Genomic DNA, 18,333 nt, shown 5'->3' on the forward strand with positions numbered 1-18,333 from the left:
GATACTTGGACGACAATGAAGTGGGGCGGGGCACGCCGGGAGGAGAGGGGGCCTGCGCAAAGGTCGCACGAAAACGCATTCGTGAAAACATTCTGGTGGTTTCCGCGCCGAGGCTCAGGCTAAGCTCCGGCCACATTCCAACGGGAGGGAACACCCATGAAAAAAATCTTTGCTGCTGCCCTGATCGCCATTACCGCGGCCTTTGCGCTGACCGGGGGCGCCATGGCCGAAGGCCAGCCCCACCGCCTGGCCATCCATGTCGATCAGAACGACCCCCAGGTGATGAACATGGCGCTGAACAACGCCGCCAACGTCGCCAGCTACTACAAGGAGAAGGGCGAGGAGGTGATCATCGAACTGGTCGCCTACGGTCCCGGCCTGAACATGCTGGTCAAGGACAAGAGCCCGGTTGCCGACCGCATCGCGTCGATGTCCCTCGAGATGGACAACCTCAGCTTCGCGGCCTGTGGCAACACCCTCGAAGGAATGAAGAAGAAGGCCGGCCACGACGTGCCGCTGATGTCGGAAGCCACGGTCGTGCCCTCGGGTGTCGTGCGCCTGATGGAGCTGCAGGAAGAGGGCTATTCCTACGTTCGCCCGTAAAGGGTGCGGGGATTCCATCCCCGCCGAGCCGCCCCGCCGCCGCCTTTGACGCGCAAAGCGCTTGGCTGCGGGGCGCGCAAACTCTAAGTCTGCTCCCGATAACATGAGGGGGCAGACTATTGCGCATGAACCGACTGGGTCGCACCGACCTTGAGATTTCCGAACTGTGCCTGGGCTCGATGACCTGGGGGACGCAGAACAGCGAGGCTGAAGGCCACGCCCAGATCGACCGGGCGCTGGAGCGCGGGGTCAATTTCATCGACACCGCCGAGATGTATCCCACGACGCCGATCTCCGCCGAGACCACCGGCCGGACCGAGGAGATCATCGGCACCTGGGTCGCCGCCAACCGGGCCCGTCGCGACCAGGTCGTTCTGGCCACCAAGATCACCGGCAAGGGGCAGAAATCCGTCCGCGACGGGGCGCCAATCTCGGCCGCGACGATCCGCGAGGCGATCGAGGGATCGCTGCGCCGGCTTCAGAGCGACGTCATCGACCTCTATCAGCTTCACTGGCCCAACCGCGGCAGCTACATGTTCCGCCAGAACTGGCGCTACGACCCCAGCCGGCAGGACAGCGCGCAGGTCTTCGACCACATGAACGAGGTGCTCGACGAGATGCAGGCCCAGGTCAGGGCCGGCCGGGTCCGCCATTTCGGCCTGTCCAACGAGACGGCCTGGGGGCTTGGCCAGTGGCTGCGCCTGGCCGGGGAGGGGGACCGTCCCCGCCCCGTCTCGGTGCAGAACGAATATTCGCTGCTCTGCCGCCTGTACGACACCGACCTGGCAGAGCTGAGCACCCACGAGGATGTGGGCCTGCTGGCGTTCTCGCCGCTGGGCGCGGGCTACCTGACCGGCAAATACGCCGATGGCGCCGTCCCGGAGGGGTCCCGCAAAAGCATCCGCGACGACATGGGCGGGCGCGAGGGGGAACGGGTCCACGAGGCGGTTGCCGCCTACCTGGAGGTGGCACGCCGGCATGGGGTCGACATGGTGCAGATGGCCCTGGCCTGGGCCGCGCGCCGTCCTTTCACGGCCTCGGCCATCTTCGGGGCGACCAGCATGGAGCAGCTTGACCTGGCGCTGGGCGCGGCCGAACTTGAGCTGAGCGAGGAGCTGTGCCGCGATCTCGACGCGGTCCACAAGCAGCACCCGATGCCCTATTGAGAAAGCCGGGAGGCGCGGATGATTGGCAACACAACTGACGCCGACACCACGCCCCCCGGTCCCTGGCAGGCCTCGGCCAGGGTGGTGCCCCCGTCCTGGACCGATTTCAACGGCCACATGAACGAGGCCCGCTATCTCCAGGCCTTCAGCCAGGCCACGGACGAGTTGATGGCCTTTCTCGGCTGCGATGCGGATTACATCGCGGCCGGGCAAAGCTTCTTTACCGCCGAGACCCACCTGCGCCACCTTGACGAGGTGATGGCCGGCGCAACAATCCGCATCGCGATCCTCGTGCTGGCCGGCGAGGGCCGGCGCATGCACCTCTTTTCACAGATGTTCGAGGGGGATCGCCCCGTCGCCACGGCCGAGCAAATGCTGATCCACATGGACCTGGCTGCCCGGCGCGCCACGCCCCCGGGGTCGACGGTGGCGCGCGCCCTGGCCCGGCTCACCGCGGCCCATGCCGCCCTGCCGCGCCCGGCAGGCATCGGCCGTCACGTCGGGCAACCCCGCGACCCCTGAGCGCTGACAGGCCACCCATGCCCACCCGCAAGGGCGGCGCGGGACCCCTGCCTTCATTGTCGTGAAAATATCCGGTCGCGGCTCAGGTCAGGTGGCGGAAGGCCGGGGTGTCGCTCACGTTGTTGAAAAAGGGCACGCTGGCGGGGCGGACGCGCGGGGCCTTCAGCAGGTGCGCCACCTCGGCCACCACGACCTCGGTGATATAGGGCAGGTCGAACCGGCGCACCTCGTCCAGCGGCACCCATTGAAGGTGGGAAAGCTCGTCGCAGGCCTCGGAGAAATCGTCGAGGTCGCCATGGGCCTGGTCGGCCGAGACCAGGAAGAAGCGCGCGTCGAAGCGGCGCGGCCGGCCCGGGGGCGTGATCGCGCGGAAGACGAAGGAAAACCCCTGGGCCGAGGGGCGCAAGCCCTCGCGCTGGAACGCCTCCCAGCCCGGCGTAGGGGTCTCGCCAGCCTCGTCCCGGACAGCCAGTTTCAGGCCCGTCTCCTCCCAGACCTCGCGGATCGCGGCAGTGACGATGGCGGGGGCAAGGGCTGGATCACTCTGTTGGCGCAGGCGGGTCAGGCAGGCCCGGTCAAGATCGCCGGTCAGGTCCAGCGCGCCGTCCTCGGGATCGACCGCGCCGCCGGGAAAGACGAATTTCGACGGCATGAAGGCCGCGGTCTTGCCGCGCTGGCCCAGCAGCAGGTGGGGCCGGTCGCCCCGGTGGCGGACCATGATGACCGTCGCCGCGTCGCGGATAGCGCTTCTGTCCATTCGTTGCCCTGTTGCCTTTTACCCGGCCGGGGTGCGGGCGACCTGCTCGGCGCGGCCGAAGCCGTGCATGCGTTTCGCCCACTGGATACCCACGATCATCCCCTTGAGCCTGGGCAGAAGATAGAGCGAGAGCGCCACGCAGCCAACCGAGAAAACGCTGGCCATCACCAGGGGATCGGGGCGGAAGGTGGTGAAGAACCACAGGATCAGCGGCGCCATCACATGGCCGACGATCAGGATGGTCAGGTAGGCCGGGCCGTCGTCAGCCCGGTGGTGGTGCAGCTCCTCGTTGCACACCGGGCAGTCGTCGCGCACCGTCAGATACCCTGTCAGCAGCGGACCCGAGCCACAGTTGGGACAGCGCCGGCGCCAGCCGCGCAGCATGGCCGGGCGCATGGGCCGGTCGGCGTCGCCGGGACAGGAATGCTTGGGCGGAATGGGATCCGGGTTATGGGGGAAGGGCGCGGTTTGGTCCGCCTCCGACAGATCCGCCTGGGCGATCTCTCGCTGCTCTGCCGCATTGTTCCGAGCCTGCATGCCGGTCCCCGATATCCGAATGATTATGCCCCCTACATAAGCAACGCCCGCCCCGCGCACACCCTGACAGGATGTCTTGCGGCGGGATGTCGCAAAACGCCTGCCGCGGCGCAGCGTTTACAGGGGGATGCCGGCCCTTGGGTCAACTTGGCGGGGTGCGGCGGCTGACCTGACGCCAAAGAAAAGCCGGAGGTGGCAAGGGCAGGGGGCCAAGCCCTGCGCCACGCGACTCGGGGTCGGAGCGCGTCGCCGTGGGCGCGATCTCAGGCGGCGGAGCGGTTGACCGTGACCAGGTTACGCCCTGCCGTCTTCGAGGAATAGAGCGCGGTATCCGCCCGGTCGAGCAGCGCGTCGTTGGTGTCGTGGTGGTCGATGCTCATGGCAAGGCCGATGCTGGCGGTGACGGGAATCGCATCCGGTCCGCCGGGCAGCGCGAAGGGCTGGGCCGCGATGCGTTCACGCAGCCGCTCGGCCGCCGTCAGCGCGTTATCCAGAGAGGTGTCGGGCAGGGCGATCAGGAATTCCTCGCCCCCGTATCGCGCCACCAGATCCACCCGCCTCAGATTGTCGCTGAGCCGGCGGGCGATTTCGACCAGCACGGCGTCGCCGGCCCGGTGCCCATGCTCGTCGTTGATGCGCTTGAAACGATCCACATCCAGGATCATCAGCGCGAAGGGCCGGGAGCTTCGGCGCGAGCGTTCGCGAAGCTGGGTCAGGTGATGCTGCGCGTAGCGGCGGTTGTAGAGGCCGGTCAGCGGGTCCACCGCCGCCATCTCGAGGCCGCGATCCACCATCGCGCGCAACCGGTCGGCGACCTTCTTGCGCTTGAACACCAGTTCCAGCCGCAGGGCGATTTCCTCGGGCTCGGCGGGCAGGCGGATCATGTCGTTGGCGCCCAGGTCGAGGGCCGTGGCCGGAAGCCCCTCGTCCAAGTCATCCGACAGCAGGATGATCGCGGCATTGTGGCTTTGGTCCCGGCTGCGCAGGTCGGTGAGCAGGCTGATCGCCTTCATGGACCCGCCCGTCGCCGCCATCAGCACGAAGACATCGGGGCGCGTGCCCCGGGACCGGCGGCTCAGCGCGTCCTGCGCCGACATCAGCGAAATATTGTGGGGCAGCATTTGGGACAGCGTGTCGCAAAGCTGTCGCCCCGCCAGGCCATCGCCCCCCACCACGACCATCTGCCCCGGCACCTGCATCGGCGCCATCGCCTCGGCGAAGCCCAGCGAGCGGCAGGTCTGGTCGCGCGCCATCAGCTCGGCCTGGGCGTTGCGCACCCGCAGGAGCGAGCGGACCCGCGCGAGCAGGGTGCGCTCGTCCACCGGCTTGGTCAGGAAATCCTCTGCCCCCGCGCGCAGGCCCTCAAGCTTGCTTGCCGGATCGTCTGCGCCCGTTACCAGAATGACGGGAATGTCCTGGGTGGCGGAATCCTTCTTGAGCAGGCGACAGACCTCGATCCCCGACAGATCGGGCATGCGCAGATCCAGCAGGATGAGGTCGGGCTGTTCGGCGCGGGCGATGCGCAAGGCTTCCTGCCCGTTGCGGGCCTGGAGCACCTCGTAGTAGGACGCGGCAAGCTTGACCTTCAGGACGATCCTGTTGGTCGAGATGTCATCCACGATAAGGATGCGTCCCGTCATCGCCTACCTCCGATTTGCTGTCATGTTTCCCACGACCGTCGGTTGCCCAGTCCACGCTATCAGTGTTTATGAATATTGGTTAAGAAATCGTTGAAGGGGCCCGTCATGCGCGCCGAGACTGCCGAAGCTTTCGCCCTGACCGCCCTTGGCTGGCTGATCTCGGACGAGGACCTTCTGGGCACGTTCATGGGCTCCACCGGCTGCGATGCGGAGGCGCTGCGGCAGGGGGCAGCAAACCCCGAATTCCTGGCCTCCGTCCTTGATTTCCTGTCGATGGACGACGCCTGGGTGCTGCGCTGTTCCGAAGCCACGGGTCTTGCGCCCGAGGATTTCCTGGTCGCCCGCCACGCGCTTCCGGGCGGGGCGCAGACGCAATGGACCTGAACCTTCGCGGCGCTTTGGGCAGGGTGCGGGTATCGTTAACGAGCCGGCGCGGAAATCTTAACCCTGGCCGGCGGCGCGGGGCGGGGTGCTTGCCTTCGGCGCCCGCAGCCCGCAGGAATGGCGCGTCAGAGGGCGGAGGCGGGATGCGACGACAGCACAAGGCGGCGGAATGCGTGTCGGAGGGGCGGTGGCCCCCGGTCCGGGGCCTTTTGCTGGACAAGGACGGCACGCTCTTCGATTTCGCCGCAAGCTGGAACGCCTGGACGGCCGGCATCATCACCGAGCTGGCAGAGGGCGATCCCGAACGCGTCGCGCGGATCGCCAAGGTGTTGGAATTCGACATGGCGGCCTGTTGCTTTTATCCCGAAAGCCCCGTCATCGCCGGCACGCTGGCCGAGATCGCCCAGTTGCTGGCCACGGTCATCCGCGAGCCGGACGCGGCCACACTTGAGACATTCCTGGAAAGACGCGCCGCGCGGGCCGAGATGGTGCCCGCCGTAGATCTGACCCACTTCTGCGCCGAGATGGCGGGGCGGGGCATTGCGCTGGGCCTTGTGACCAACGACGGGGAAGGGGCGGCCCGCGCCCATCTGGAACGGGCGGGCGTCATCGGTGCCTTCGCCTTCGTTGCAGGTTACGACAGCGGCCACGGCGCCAAGCCGGAGGCGGGTCCGTTGCTGGCCGGCGCGCGGGCGCTGGGGCTGGCCCCCGAGGAAGTGGTGATGGTGGGCGACAGCCTGCACGATCTGGCGGCGGGGCAGGCGGCGGGTATGCGGCGGCTGGCGGTGCTGACCGGGCCCGCCCCGGCGCAGGAGCTGGCGCCACACGCCGAAGCCGTCCTGCGCGATATCGGTGAGATTGCCGCCTGGATCGATGCGCAGGAAGGCGGCGAAACCCCTCGTTAACGGGGCAGGTCCTAGCATGCGTCCGGTAATGCGGGCGGAGGCATGATGCATGGACTTGTCCCCTATTCGATCCAGTCCTTCGTGATCGACAGCTACGGCGCCGACGCCTGGGGGCGGATCGGGCGCGCCGCCGATCCCCGGTTCGGGCGGTTCGAGGCGATGCAAACCTACGACGATGCCGTGGTCGAGGGGGTGCTTGCCGCCGCCTGCCGGGAATTCAACAAGCGGCGCAGCGACCTGCTGGAGGATCTTGGCACCTACCTGATCAGCAACCCGCGCCAGCGGATCACCCGCCGCCTGCTGAGGTTCAGCGGCGACAGTTTCGCCGATTTTCTTCTGTCGCTCGAGGATCTGAGCGACCGGGTTGCCCTCGCCATCCCCGAGCTTCGCCTGCCGGTAGTTATCGTGCGGCAGAAATCCTCCAGCTGTTTCGATCTGCGGGTCGAGCCGGGGATGCGCGGCTATGGGCTAGTGCTGATGGGGGTGCTGCGGGCGATGGCGGATGATTACGGCGCGCTGGTCCTGTCGGATTGCATCGAGGGGCCGGACGGTGCCGCCACATTGCGCCTGGAATTGCTGGATCCCCGTTTCGCCCGACCGCGGGATTTCGAGTTGAGCGATCGGCCGTGACGGGGGCGGCCGGAAACCAGGGCCGGATCGTCGCCCCCGGCCCTGACGCAGGGGGGGCCGTGTTGCCCGCCGACGGGACGCCCGCCGCCCTTGGGGCCGAGGCGCTGGATCTGGTTATGCCCATGCACCTGCGCATCGGGGCGGACGGGCTGGTGGTTTCCTGCGGCCCGACGCTGCGCAAGCTGCTGCATCCGACGGATCCCCTGGGGCGGGCGTTTCATCAGGTGATCGACCTGCGCCGGTCGCGCCGCATCCGCAGCCCGGCGCGCCTGGCGGAACTGGCCGGCACCCGGCTTGCTGCCGTTCTGTGCGAACGACCGGGGGTCGACCTGCGCGGGACGGTGGTGCCGCTTGCGGGCGGCGGGCTTCTGGTGGACCTGGCGCTGGGGATCGGGGCCGTTGCGGCGGTGGGAGAGCTGGACCTGACGGTCACCGATTTCTCCGCCACCGATCAGACCTCGGACATCCTTTACCTGGTCGAGGCGAACCGCGCCGTGACCGCGGCCTGGCAAAGGCTGAACCGCCGGTTGGAAGGCGACCGCCGTGCCGCCGAGACCCGAGCCGTGACCGACCCGCTGACCGGGTTGAAGAACCGCCGCGCCCTGCGCGATGCCCTGTCCCGGGTCACCGGGGAAGATCTGTCGAGGTCGGTGGCGCTGATGCAGATCGACCTGGACCATTTCAAGCGGGTCAACGACTCGCTGGGCCATGCCGCCGGCGACCGGGTGCTGGGGCGGGTGGCGCGGGTGCTGCGGGCCGAGACCCGCGCCTCGGACATGGCGGCACGGCTGGGCGGGGATGAGTTCACCCTGCTTCTGCGCGACAGCCCGCCCATCGAGCAGCTTCGCGTCATCGCCCGGCGCATCATCGCCGCGCTGGAACGACCAATGGAGTACGAGGGCAGACCTATAAGGATATCGGCCTCGGTCGGGATTGCGCTGTCGCTGCTTTACCCGGATCCCGACCCCGACCGGATGCTGGCCGATGCCGACAAGGCCCTATACGCGGCCAAACGGGCGGGGCGGGGGCGGTTCCATATCTTCGACCCCGGGGTGGATGGTGAAGGGACGAAACACGGGAGGGAGGAGGACGGCTAACCCGGTTAGGCCATCACATCCGTGCGCAGCACCGGAACGCCGGGCAGGTGCGGCGCGCCCTGCATCTCGTTGGCGACGATCACTAGATCCCATTCGCCCGCCTCGGCCTCGGCCCGGTCGATCATCAGCGCGTCGATCCGGGGCAGGGCGGCGTAGAGGAAGCCGAGGTTGTGCCCGACCAGTTTCGTGGGCGAAACATGGGGATCGTAGACCCGCAGGAGATGCCCGGCATTGGCCAGCTTTCGCAGCAGGTCGATATGGGGGCTTTCGCGCAGATCGTCGGTGCCGGGCTTGAAGGCCAGGCCCAGCATCAGCACCCGCGCGCCTTTCCCGAGGCTGCGGATCGCGCATTCGAACTGGTGGTTCTTGTGGGCGTCGTTCGAGCGCAGGAGGCTGTCGACCAGATGGGTGTGGGCGCCCACGTCGGCCGCGATATGCTGGAGCGCGCGTACGTCCTTGGGCAGGCAGGAGCCCCCGAAGGCGCCCCCCGGCCGGGTGTAATGGGCCGATATGTTCAGCTTGGTGTCCGAGACGAAGATCCGGTGGACATCGGCGGCGGGGATGGAAAGCCGCTCGCAGATGCGCCCGATCTCGTTGGCGAAGGCGACCTTGACCGCATGCCACGAGTTGTCGACGAACTTCGTCAGCTCCGCCACCTCGTAGAAGGTGTTGAAGGCGGGGGCGTCCATCTCTTCGTTGAGCGTGTCGAGCAGGGCGCAACCCCCGCCATCGGCGGTCCCGACCACGACCTTGGGCGGGTGGAAATAATCCTCGATGGCACTGCCTTCACGCAGGAACTCGGGGTTGTAGACGACGCGGGCATGATCCTCCCATCCGGGGCCGAGGTGGGCGCGCAGGATAGGGATGATGAGGCCCCGCACCGACCCCGGACGCATGGTCGAGCGGTAGACCAGGGTCAGGGGCGCGCCGTCATGCGGCGCGGCCTGGCGCGCAAGCTGGGCGGCGATCTGGCGGGTGACCTCGGCCACGAAACGCATGTCATGGGCACCGTCGGCGCCGCTGGGCGTGCCGACGCAGACCAAGGCCATCTGGGCGCGTGGAATCGCCTCGGCAGGGTCGGCGGTTGCGCGCAGCCGTCCCGCCGCGACCGAGGGGGCCATGAGATCGGCAAGGCCGGGTTCGTGGAAGGGCGCGCGGCCGGCATTGACGTCGGCGACCTTGGTGCGGCTGACATCGACGCCGACAACCTCGTGCCCCTGGCTTGCGATGCAGCAGGCAGCGGTAAAGCCTACATAGCCCAGTCCGAATACAGCAACTCTCACGCCAGCGCCTCCGCCCATCACCCGCATTGCCGCCAGAGTTTCCCAAATTGGCAAACGAAGTCTTAATCGCGCCGGTCGCAGCATCCGGTCGTTGCTGCAACGGCGCGCGCGGCGTGCGCCGGTTTGACCGGCTGGCAAGCAATCGGTGCGACATGGTCGGATTTCCGTACCTATCGCAGGAGGCCATGATGCCCGACCGCTACAGCTCGACTTTCGCAAACCTAAGCAGCCCTGCCATCGACGCGTTCGCGATCACCCCCGACGATGCCACCGACCTGCCCGAGATCACCCGCGCCCTTTATATCGGGATCGGCGGGGACCTGTCGGTGGTCACGAAAGAGGGGGGAAGTGTGACCCTGGTCAACCTGCTGGCCGGGACGGTTCTGCCGATCCGGGTGCGGGCGGTGCGCGCGACCGGCTCGACCGCGCAGTCGGTCGTGGGGCTGGTATGAGGATCGGGCCCTCGACCGGGCTGGCGCCCGTCACCTCCGGCCCGGGCGGCGGGGCGTTCCGCCTCGAACTGGACTTCATCCGGGGCGAGGCGCGGCAGGAGGGGGTGGTGCAGCGTCTGGACGATATCGTCCAGACGGTCCGCGCGACGCCGGGGCGGCTGTTCGACGGTCGGGCCTTCGGCCCCGGCGAGATGCGGCGTGGCCCCAGGGGCATGCTGATCGAGGAGGGGCGAGACAATCTGGTGGCCGACGCCTTCGCGCCCGCCGACCAGGTGATCGCCGTGGCGGCGGCGCCCCACGTGCTGTCGGTAGGGCCCGGGGGCGGCGCGACCATCTCGGGGGCGGCCAGCGGCAGCGCCACGCCGGGGGCGCCGCTGGCCTTTACCCCGGCGGCCGCGGGCGACCTGTCGCTCAGCATCACCGGCACTCCCGACTGGGTGCAAATCGAGCCTGGCGCCTTCGCAACCTCTCCCATCGAAACGCCAGCGGGGGCCGGGGGCGCGCGGGCGGGTGACGTGATCAGCCTTCCGGACACCTCATGGCTGGACCCCTCGGCCTGTAAGCTCGAGGTGGAGTGGGAACAGCTTCAGCCGGGCGGCCTGGCCGAAAACGGGGTCGCCACGCTGATCCGCTGGACGGGCGCGCTGGGCTATTCGCGCCTGCGTGCCGGCAGCGTCAGTTTTGCCCAGATCCGGGGGGCGGGCGGTGGGCTGGCGGTCAACGCGGGCGCGGGGCAGGCGACCCCCGCGGGCATCCACCGCCTGAGCTGGGAGGCGGCGGGCGCCGCCCACCAGGTCGCCTGGTCCGAGGGGCTGTCGACAGCCGCCGGTAGCAGCAGCGTTACCTCCGAACCGGCGGCGACGGGGATCGATGCGTTGACCCTTGGCAGCAACGGCGGCGCCGAGTTCCTCAACGGATGGCTGCGCCGGATCACGGTCCTCTGAGCGCGGGGGCGGCTCAGACCGGTCTGAAGCGGCAAAGGATCCCCCGGCCCGCGAATTCCGCCGCGGGCCGGCGCAGGCGGATGGCCACGGTTTGCCGCAGCGTGCCGAAGGCGGGGGAATAGGGGGCGGATCCTGTCGCAAGGGGAACCGACTGATCCCCCAGCGTGGCCGAGACGGTTGTGAGGGCGCCGCCCGCACCTGACAGCAATAACCCGGTGGCGACCCGCTCGACCGTCAGGTCGGGATGCAGCAGGAAGGTCAGTTCGGCGTCGGGAAGGGGGGGCAGTGGCCCGGCTCGACGCGGCACCAACCAGTCGCGAAGCGCAAAGCCACCGTCGGCCACCTGTGTCAGCCGGCGGTGGTGCCAGACGCCGTGCCGGCGCAGGTAGCCATCATGCCGGGCGTGGATGCCATCGCGGCTTGGCAGCCGCTCGGCCCGGGCCTTTCGGGACCAGTTGAAGGGCCCCGCGATCCGGCTTTGATCCTGCCCCCCGAGGGTCAGCGTGTTATGCACCGCCGTGCCGCGCAACCGGTTCCGCATGGCGCCGCCCGAATGGTAAAGATAGGTGCCCGCATCGACCAGAACGGGCCGCCCGCCCAGGTGCCACCAGACCGACAGCGCGTCGGCGTGACCGTGGGCGGCGATCGACAGGTAGCCCAGCGGCCCATGATCCATCACCACCAGGCTTTCGGTTTCCCCAGCCCCCGCGCGCAGCACGCTATAGCCACCCTTATCGAAATGGCTCAGCCCGGCTGTCGTGGGTGAGGCGGGGGGAGCGACTGATGGTGCTTCGCCGCCCAGCCAAAGCTGGCGCAGGTGCGGGCGGCGGAGGGGTGGAGCAAGCCCGGGCAGGGCGAGGTTGTCCGACAGCGCCTCGAGGACGCGGGCAGGATAGTCGGCCTCTCGCGCAGGTCCCGAAAGGAAGACCCGCCCCTCGTCATCGTCGCCGATGCGCGGCACGACACCCCGGCAATCCATGATGCAGCGCAGGTGCCGCCCGGAGGCCGCCAATCGGTCAAGGGCTTCGGGTGGCAGGCTATCGCCCTGGCCCCGGGCCAGGTTCTGGACCAGCAGCAACCATTCGAGGGTAAAGGCGGTGTAGCTTGGTGACTGCTCGGCACCGACCCCGTCGGGATGGATCTGGCGCAGGGCCTCGGCGCCCAGCTCTGCCAAGGCGCGGCTGGCGATGTCGCCGCCGGGGTCCAGCCCCGGCACCTGTCGGCCCAGCACGTAGAGCGCGCCCAGCTCGGCGATGCGGTGATTGTTGGCCGAGGAGAAGCGCGAGGGGTATCTGCGCAGCCAGGCGAAATGAGCGCCGAGGCTGCGGCGCAGCCCGCGCGCCAAGCCCTCCGGCAATTGCCCCAGAAGGCCCGCCGCCGCCAGCATGTTGACCGACCGCAGCGCGATCTCGATCCCCGAGCACCAGTTGATTCCCTGCCACGGCGGGTTCCTCCTCAGCCAGCTTTCCAGCAGGTCGAGGCAGAGGGCCCGATCCTGTTCCCGCCCCTCGGCCCGCCACAGGGCGGCCATGACAGGAACAAGCTGAAGCCGATTGATTTCCCATACGTATTTGACATCCCCCATGTCCGTCCTGTGGCGGTAGGGGATGTCGAAACAGAAGCGGTCCGCCTCCCACTCTTCGCCTGTCACGGGATCCAGGTGCCACAGGCGATCGGGGGGCACAACGGGCCAGTCCTGGCCCAGGAAGTGCCAGCCTTCTTGGCGGATGCGATCGACCTCCGCCCGCCATTCGGTGCGGCAGCGGTCGGCGATCCGGTCGAAGGCCGCGGGCTCCACGGGAAGCCCGAAAGATGCGTCGGGGCCCGCCAAGTCTGGCGGCAATCCCGCCGGGCGTCCGCGCCTGCGGAACCCGGCCCGGTCGCGGCCGCTTCGGGCGCTTTCGGCGATGCGGTGGGCGATTTCGGGCGCGGACATCCCCGCCGCCCGCCGAAGCATCCATTGCAGTGATGCCTTGTCCATCGAGCCCCCCTTTGCCGCCGCCCCGTCGATCTGGCCAAAGCTTGGTTAGCAAATCCTGAATTTGGAAATTTTTAAGATTTGCGGGGCGTAAGATCGCTGGCCTGAATACGCGCGGAGGTTGAGTGATATGTCAAAAGTCCCACTTCATGATATTGATTTTGATAAGGTTTATTCGGAATGAGCGCGGAGCGTCCCCGCGCGGGGATGAAGGCCGGCCAAGGGCGCGACATGCTGCTCGATCCCGATCCGCAGGCCCATTCCAGCGGCGCGCAGCGTGCCCTTGCCCTGCCGGAAACCGGCATCCCCGATCCTTTCGCCCCGGTGTCAACGCCGGGGTTTCTGGCTGGCCGCGGGGTGCTCATCATCGTCGAGAACCTGCCCGTTCCCTTCGACCGCCGAGTCTGGCAGGAGGCGCTGGCCCTGCGCGACGGTGGGGCGGAGGTTTCGGTCATCTGCCCTGCCGGGGATGGCGCGCCCGCCGGCGAGCATCTGGTAGAGGGGATCCATATTCATCGCCACCCGCTGCCGCCCGATGCCCGGGGCGCGGCGGGTTACCTGCGCGAATACGCGGCCGCCCTGTGGCAGCAGTCGCGCCTTGCCTGGCGGATCTGGCGGCGGCGCCGCTTTGACGTGATCCACGGCTGCAACCCGCCCGACCTGATCTTCCTGGTGGCGCTTCAGTTCCGGCTGGCAGGCTGTCGTTTCGTCTTCGATCACCACGACATATCACCTGAGCTTTTCGAAGCAAAATTCGGAAAACGTGGGGTTTTATGGTGGCTCTTACGCGGGGTTGAACGGCTGACCTTCGCGGTGGCCGATGTCTCCATCGCGACCAACGAAAGCTATCGCAAGATCGCCTGCGGGCGCGGCGCGATGGCGCCCGAGAGGGTGTTCGTGGTGCGCTCCGGTCCCGACCAAGGGCGACTGCGCCGGGTTCCGGCCAACCCCCGCTGGAAGTCAGGCCGGCGTTTCCTGGTGGGCTATGTCGGGGTGATGGGCGCGCAGGAGGGGATCGACCTTTTGCTGCGCAGCGCCGAGATCCTGTGCCGCGAGCGGGGCCGGCGCGACCTGCAATTCGTGCTGGTGGGCGGCGGGCCGGAGCTTGAGGCCCTTCGCGCCCTCAGCCGCCGAATGGGGCTGGAGGATGTGGTGAGCTTTCCCGGACGGCTGCCCGATGCGGATCTGTTCGAGATGCTGTCGACGGCGGACATCTGCGTGAACCCCGACCGGGTCACGCCGATGAACGATCTGTCGACCATGAACAAGATCCTGGAGTACATGGTCTTCGCCAAGCCCATCGTGCAGTTCGACGTGACCGAAGGGCGGGTCTCGGCGGGGCCGGCCTCCCTCTACGCCCGCGCCAACGACCCCGAGGATTTCGCCGACCGGATCGAGGCGTTGCTGGCCGATCCCGAGATGCGCCATGTCATGGGCCAAGCCGGGCTGAAGCGCCTGCGCGAAGGGCTTTGCTGGCCGCAGCAGGTGCCGGCCCTGCATGCCGCCTATCGCCGGGTGCTGGGGTTGTGAGCATGGGGGCCGACCCCCATACGGACCCCTTCGCCCCGGTGGGCCGGGGCCTCGCCGGGCCCCATCCAATCAACGTCCTGCTGATCGCTCACGGCGCCCTGTTCCTGGGGTTCGATTACCTGCCCGGGGCGTTGCGGACGGCGGCGGCGGGCGGATTGCTGGTGGCCTATCTGGGCGTGATCCTGGCGGGGCTTCGCGTGAGCGCGGATCCCGAGGGCTTGGGGGCGGGCGGCGGCATCCTACCTCTCGCGGTCCTGATGGGATGCTGGGCGCTGGCGGTGGCGTGGCGCCCGGAGGGGCACCCCCCGGCGCTGGAGCCTGCCCTGCGCCAGGTCGCGACCTACGGGGCGCTGCTGGCCTGCCTGGTGATGCGATCGCGGATCGCGCCCGGTGTGCTGTTGACGCTGGCCGTGGGGGTGGCGATCTCGGCCCTGATGCACGCGCTGTTGTTGCCGGCGGAATATCTCAACGGGCGGGCGCGGCTGGCGCCATATTCGGCCAACCTTCACAGCTCGGGCTATGGGCTGGTGGCGGCGATGCTGATCGTGGCGCATCTGAGTGAACGCGGTTGGCCGGGCAGACCGCTTCGACTGACCCTGATGGCCGGGTTGGCGATACTGCTTCTGGGCAACGGGGTGCGCACGCCCTTGGTCTTCCTGGCCTGCTACATTCTTCTGGTTTGGGTCAGCGGTGGGCGCCGCCCGGTGCTGCCGTCGCCGCTTTCCGTACTGGCCTTGGCTCATGTGGTGATCCTGGTGCTTTTGTTGCTGCTTCTGCCGGGCTGGGAAAGGCTGGACATTCTGGCCAGTGGCCGGCTTGCCAATTACGCCGAGCGGTTCGCGCTTCTGTGGCAGCGGGGCGGCGGCATCTTCCTGGTCGGCACCGGTCCGGGCAGCGACCTTCTGCGCACCGGCGTCTGGTGGTGGGAGGAGAAGGATTCCCACAGCGATCTGCTCAAGATCCTGTGGGAGGGGGGGCTGGTCGGGTTCCTGGCGATGCTGTGGTTCTGGGTATCGCTGGCCATGCGCCACGGGGGCACGATGATGGCGCTGTCGGGCGCGGTGCTGTTGTCCTCGGCCATCTCGAACGGCTATTTGGCGCGACCGAACCCGGCCTTTCTGCTTTTTGCCTGTGCCGCCGCGCGGCTGGCCTGGCAGGAGGGGCGCGGCGCGTCCCGGCCTGCGGCATGAGTGGGCGTGCGCTCCCCGAGGCGGTCGCGATCCTCGCGCCAGAGCGAAAGGGCCATGCCGCCGTCGGCCAGGACCCCGCCCGCGGCCACGGCCATGGCGACCCCCGCCGCCCCCCATTCGGGCGCCAGCAGCAGGGCAACCAGGGTCAGCACGGCCAGCCGCAGAAGCCCGTAGCGGCGCACCACCTCGGCCCGGTCCGACATCAGAAGCTGGTAGGAGGCGCCGGCCCAGACCGCGTTGGCCGCAGCCGCCAGGGCGATGAACCCCAGGGGCAAGGCAGCCGCGCGGTAGGCTGGCGGCAGCACCCCCTCCAGCACCGGTCCGGCCAGCAGGATAGAGAGGGCCAAATAGGCCAGGGCCGGCACCCCGGCCATCAGGCCGATCGCGCGGCGGCTGCGGGCAAGGCCGGGCCGGTCGCCGGCGCGGGCCTGTCGGGCCAATCGCGGGCAGAAAGTTGCCCCGACCGAGCCTGTCAGCAGGCTGGGCAGGTTCCCGAGCCGCAGCGCCACCTCAAGCTGGGCGACGGCGGCGGCCGCGACGCCGGGGGAGCTGGTGGCGGCGGCCAGGAACAGCGGCGCGCGAACCGACAGGGCGTTCAGCCCCTGGGCCTGCAGGACGGGCCAGCCGCTGCGCAGAAGGGCCAGGCATTCGGCCCGGCCGAAACGGGCCGGCAAGCGGCTTTCGCGGCGGCGTCTCAGTGCCAGGTGGCGCAGGAAAAGCTGAACGATGACAACGGCCCAACTGGCCAAGGCCAGTGCCGGAACCGCCCATTGGGCGCCAGCCAACCCCACCAGCCCCAGCGTCCCCAGTTGCAGCACCAGCGCCTCGGGCGCCTGGGCGGCCAGGTTATGGCCCAGACCGCGCAGCTGCCCGACCAGAAGCCCGATGAGCACATGGGCCGGAAGCGCCGCGACCATGGCCCATCCCGTGACCGGGTCCAGCCCGCCCGAGAACCCGGGAAGCCACCCAGCCAGCAGCAGGATCGCGGCCAGCATCGCCACCAACACGCCGGTCAGGGCACTCATCGCCAGGCCCGCGGCGGCCAGCCGTGCGCCCGGATCGCTGCCGGTCCCGCCCGCTTGGCGAGTAAGCGCCAGCAGGCGGAGCGAGGCTTGGTCCATACCCAGGGGGCCCAGCACCCGCACCAGCCCCAGCGCGGCGTAGCAGAGGGCGAAGACCGCCATCTGCGCCATGCTCAGCCGGTTGGCGAGATAGGCCAGAAGGATCAGCTGTCCCCCAACCCCCAGCAGCCGCAGCCCGAGCAGCAGCAGGGCCGAACGGCCCAGCCCGGCCGTGCCTGGCCCAACTGTGCTTGGCCCGGCCGAGGCCCGACCGCTCCGCGCCCTTCGTAGAAAGGAAAGTTCCATGCCCCTGTCGACCCTCAAGGCTGCTGCGTCCGGGCCCGTGTCCCCCAGGGTGGCGGCCACGTCCGACCCCAGCGTTACACCCGGGCCGGTTAACGGATCGGTAACTCTGACCCCGGACCTGGCGGGGCGGCGGATCCTGATCTGTGGCCCGGTGGCCCCGGCCCGTGGGGCGGCGCGGGGCGGGTATGAAAGCGCCAACCTGCGCCTGTCGCTCCTGCTGCGGTCTTGCGGCGCGGAGGTGTTGCCGCTGGCCTATCCGCCCACACTCGGACTTGGCGCGGTCGCGAAATTGCTGCGCTACCGCAAGGGGTTCGCGGGATTGCGCAGGGATCTGGCAGCCGAAGCAGGGCGCGGCGATGAAGGGGCGGCCAGTCCTCGATTGGTCCATTTCACCCCGCTTTTCCGGCAGTTCGCCTTGCAGGAGTTGCGCCTTCTGCGACAGGCGCGGGCGGCGGGCTTCGGGGTGGTCCTGGACCTGCGCGCGGGCAACAAGCTGCGCGATCACGACCGCTTCGGCCCGGCTTACCGGGCACTGCTGGCGGCCTGCCTGCGCCAGGCCCACGTCATCGCCCACGAGGGGCAGGAGCAGGCCGCCGCCTGGCAGCGGCTGGCGCCGGGCAAGCCCCTGGCGTGGCTTCCGAACTTCGTCAGCACGGCCGAGCGAGAGGGCGCCCGGCCCGAGCGTGACGCCGGGGTGGTTCGGCTGGTGCATCTAGGCACGGTGTCGCCGGCCAAGGGCGTGGACGACGCAATTGCGGTGGCGGATGCATTGGTGGGGTTGGGTTTGCGGGTGCGATTCGACGTGATCGGGCGGGCCGCGCCGGGATATGGTGCGGAACTTCAGACCCGCTGTCGCACGCGCCCCTGGGTGCGGTTGCACGGGCCCATGTCGCCCCAGGCGGCGCGGCCCCTTCTGGACCGGGCGCAGGTCTTCCTGTTCCTGACCCGATGGCGGGGCGAAGGGCAGTCGAACGCGCTGACCGAGGCCATGGCGCGGGGTTGCGTGCCGGTGGTGACGCGCCACGGGTTCAACGCCTCGGTCGTGGGGGATTGCGGAGTCCTGGTCGGGAATCGGGGCGACCATGGCCCGATCGCGGCGCGGATCGCGCGGCTGATTCACCAAGACGGGGGCCGCGCCCGCGCGGTCATGGCCCGCCGCGCCATCGCGCGTGTCGAGGCCCGGTTCACCGAGGCGGCGGTGCTGCCGATCCTGCTGGATCTTTACCGGCAATCCACCCGCGCAGCGGAAAAAGACCGTTGAGAGGGCGGATCACCCACGCCCCGCAATAGATTGGGAAAAAAGGAAATAGCGCCAGTCGCGCGGGCAGCGCGCCGGGTATTCTCAGGT

Annotated in this window: 18 protein-coding genes; 12 read left to right on the forward strand and 6 right to left on the reverse strand. The window is 68.9% G+C overall.

Features of this window, described 5'->3' with window-relative positions; genetic code table 11:
* Positions 1 to 156: 156 nt before the first annotated feature.
* The 3 genes from CLV77_RS05375 (at position 157) to CLV77_RS05385 (ending at position 2,291) form a co-directional block, all read left to right on the forward strand.
* Complete coding sequence (locus tag CLV77_RS05375; RefSeq protein WP_076978927.1) at positions 157 to 603, forward strand: DsrE family protein; 447 nt, start codon at positions 157 to 159, stop codon at positions 601 to 603.
* Between the two features lie 125 nt (positions 604 to 728).
* Positions 729 to 1,769: an aldo/keto reductase gene (locus CLV77_RS05380; protein ID WP_321174926.1), complete on the forward strand. Its 1,041-nt coding sequence runs from the start codon at positions 729 to 731 to the stop codon at positions 1,767 to 1,769.
* An 18-nt stretch (positions 1,770 to 1,787) separates the two neighbouring features.
* Positions 1,788 to 2,291, forward strand: a complete 504-nt coding sequence (locus CLV77_RS05385; protein ID WP_076978925.1) for a thioesterase family protein — start codon at positions 1,788 to 1,790, stop codon at positions 2,289 to 2,291.
* An 82-nt stretch (positions 2,292 to 2,373) separates the two neighbouring features.
* On the opposite strand, the gene CLV77_RS05390 is transcribed toward CLV77_RS05385, so the two are convergent.
* The 3 genes from CLV77_RS05390 to CLV77_RS05400 all read right to left on the reverse strand — a co-directional run bounded on the left by CLV77_RS05390 (position 2,374) and on the right by CLV77_RS05400 (position 5,225).
* Complete coding sequence (locus tag CLV77_RS05390; protein WP_076978924.1) at positions 2,374 to 3,048, reverse strand: NUDIX hydrolase; 675 nt, start codon at positions 3,046 to 3,048, stop codon at positions 2,374 to 2,376.
* Between the two features lie 18 nt (positions 3,049 to 3,066).
* On the reverse strand, positions 3,067 to 3,444 hold the full coding sequence (locus CLV77_RS05395) for a DUF983 domain-containing protein (protein WP_076980955.1): 378 nt from the start codon (positions 3,442 to 3,444) through the stop codon (positions 3,067 to 3,069).
* Between the two features lie 404 nt (positions 3,445 to 3,848).
* A complete protein-coding gene (locus CLV77_RS05400) occupies positions 3,849 to 5,225 on the reverse strand; it encodes a diguanylate cyclase (protein WP_076978923.1) in 1,377 nt (458 codons plus the stop codon).
* 105 nt (positions 5,226 to 5,330) lie between these two features.
* Between CLV77_RS05400 and CLV77_RS05405 the strand changes: the two genes are divergently transcribed.
* From CLV77_RS05405 to CLV77_RS05420, 4 genes are all read left to right on the forward strand, one after another.
* Complete coding sequence (locus CLV77_RS05405) at positions 5,331 to 5,609, forward strand: DUF3572 domain-containing protein (RefSeq protein ID WP_083707665.1); 279 nt, start codon at positions 5,331 to 5,333, stop codon at positions 5,607 to 5,609.
* Positions 5,610 to 5,752: 143 nt separating this feature from the next.
* A complete protein-coding gene (locus CLV77_RS05410; protein WP_076978921.1) occupies positions 5,753 to 6,514 on the forward strand; it encodes an HAD family hydrolase in 762 nt (253 codons plus the stop codon).
* 45 nt (positions 6,515 to 6,559) lie between these two features.
* Entirely contained in the window at positions 6,560 to 7,144 is a 585-nt protein-coding gene (locus CLV77_RS05415; RefSeq protein WP_076978920.1) for a heme NO-binding domain-containing protein, read from the forward strand.
* Between the two features lie 62 nt (positions 7,145 to 7,206).
* Positions 7,207 to 8,241, forward strand: a complete 1,035-nt coding sequence (locus tag CLV77_RS05420; RefSeq protein WP_236861009.1) for a GGDEF domain-containing protein — start codon at positions 7,207 to 7,209, stop codon at positions 8,239 to 8,241.
* A gap of 5 nt (positions 8,242 to 8,246) precedes the next feature.
* Here CLV77_RS05420 and CLV77_RS05425 read toward each other — a convergent pair whose 3' ends face one another.
* Positions 8,247 to 9,524, reverse strand: coding sequence for a nucleotide sugar dehydrogenase (locus tag CLV77_RS05425; protein ID WP_076978919.1), 1,278 nt, complete (start codon positions 9,522 to 9,524; stop codon positions 8,247 to 8,249).
* Positions 9,525 to 9,676: 152 nt separating this feature from the next.
* Between CLV77_RS05425 and CLV77_RS05430 the strand changes: the two genes are divergently transcribed.
* Positions 9,677 to 9,976 carry a spike base protein, RCAP_Rcc01079 family gene (locus CLV77_RS05430; protein WP_197685755.1) on the forward strand — a complete coding sequence of 100 codons (300 nt, stop codon included), beginning with the start codon at positions 9,677 to 9,679 and terminating at the stop codon, positions 9,974 to 9,976.
* Positions 9,973 to 10,920, forward strand: a complete 948-nt coding sequence (locus tag CLV77_RS05435; RefSeq protein WP_076978917.1) for a hypothetical protein — start codon at positions 9,973 to 9,975, stop codon at positions 10,918 to 10,920. Before CLV77_RS05430 ends, CLV77_RS05435 begins: the two co-directional genes overlap by 4 nt.
* 13 nt (positions 10,921 to 10,933) lie before the next feature.
* On the opposite strand, the gene CLV77_RS05440 is transcribed toward CLV77_RS05435, so the two are convergent.
* Positions 10,934 to 12,901: a heparinase II/III family protein gene (locus CLV77_RS05440; RefSeq protein ID WP_076978916.1), complete on the reverse strand. Its 1,968-nt coding sequence runs from the start codon at positions 12,899 to 12,901 to the stop codon at positions 10,934 to 10,936.
* Between the two features lie 177 nt (positions 12,902 to 13,078).
* On the opposite strand from CLV77_RS05440, the gene CLV77_RS05445 reads away from it, so the two are divergent.
* Both CLV77_RS05445 and CLV77_RS05450 read left to right on the forward strand, forming a co-directional pair.
* The gene (locus CLV77_RS05445) at positions 13,079 to 14,428 is read left to right on the forward strand and encodes a glycosyltransferase family 4 protein (protein WP_233128097.1); all 1,350 of its coding nucleotides are present in this window, start codon (positions 13,079 to 13,081) and stop codon (positions 14,426 to 14,428) included.
* 2 nt (positions 14,429 to 14,430) lie between these two features.
* Positions 14,431 to 15,618, forward strand: a complete 1,188-nt coding sequence (locus CLV77_RS05450; protein WP_100339205.1) for a hypothetical protein — start codon at positions 14,431 to 14,433, stop codon at positions 15,616 to 15,618.
* On the opposite strand, the gene CLV77_RS05455 is transcribed toward CLV77_RS05450, so the two are convergent.
* Complete coding sequence (locus tag CLV77_RS05455) at positions 15,519 to 16,985, reverse strand: lipopolysaccharide biosynthesis protein (protein ID WP_076978914.1); 1,467 nt, start codon at positions 16,983 to 16,985, stop codon at positions 15,519 to 15,521. The two genes, CLV77_RS05450 and CLV77_RS05455, sit on opposite strands and share 100 nt — an antisense overlap.
* Between CLV77_RS05455 and CLV77_RS05460 the strand changes: the two genes are divergently transcribed.
* Entirely contained in the window at positions 16,984 to 18,246 is a 1,263-nt protein-coding gene (locus CLV77_RS05460; protein WP_100053047.1) for a glycosyltransferase family 4 protein, read from the forward strand. The genes CLV77_RS05455 and CLV77_RS05460 overlap by 2 nt on opposite strands.
* Positions 18,247 to 18,333: the final 87 nt, after the last annotated feature.

The organism is Brevirhabdus pacifica (assembly GCF_002797755.1).
In the GTDB taxonomy this organism is placed as follows: domain Bacteria; phylum Pseudomonadota; class Alphaproteobacteria; order Rhodobacterales; family Rhodobacteraceae; genus Brevirhabdus; species Brevirhabdus pacifica.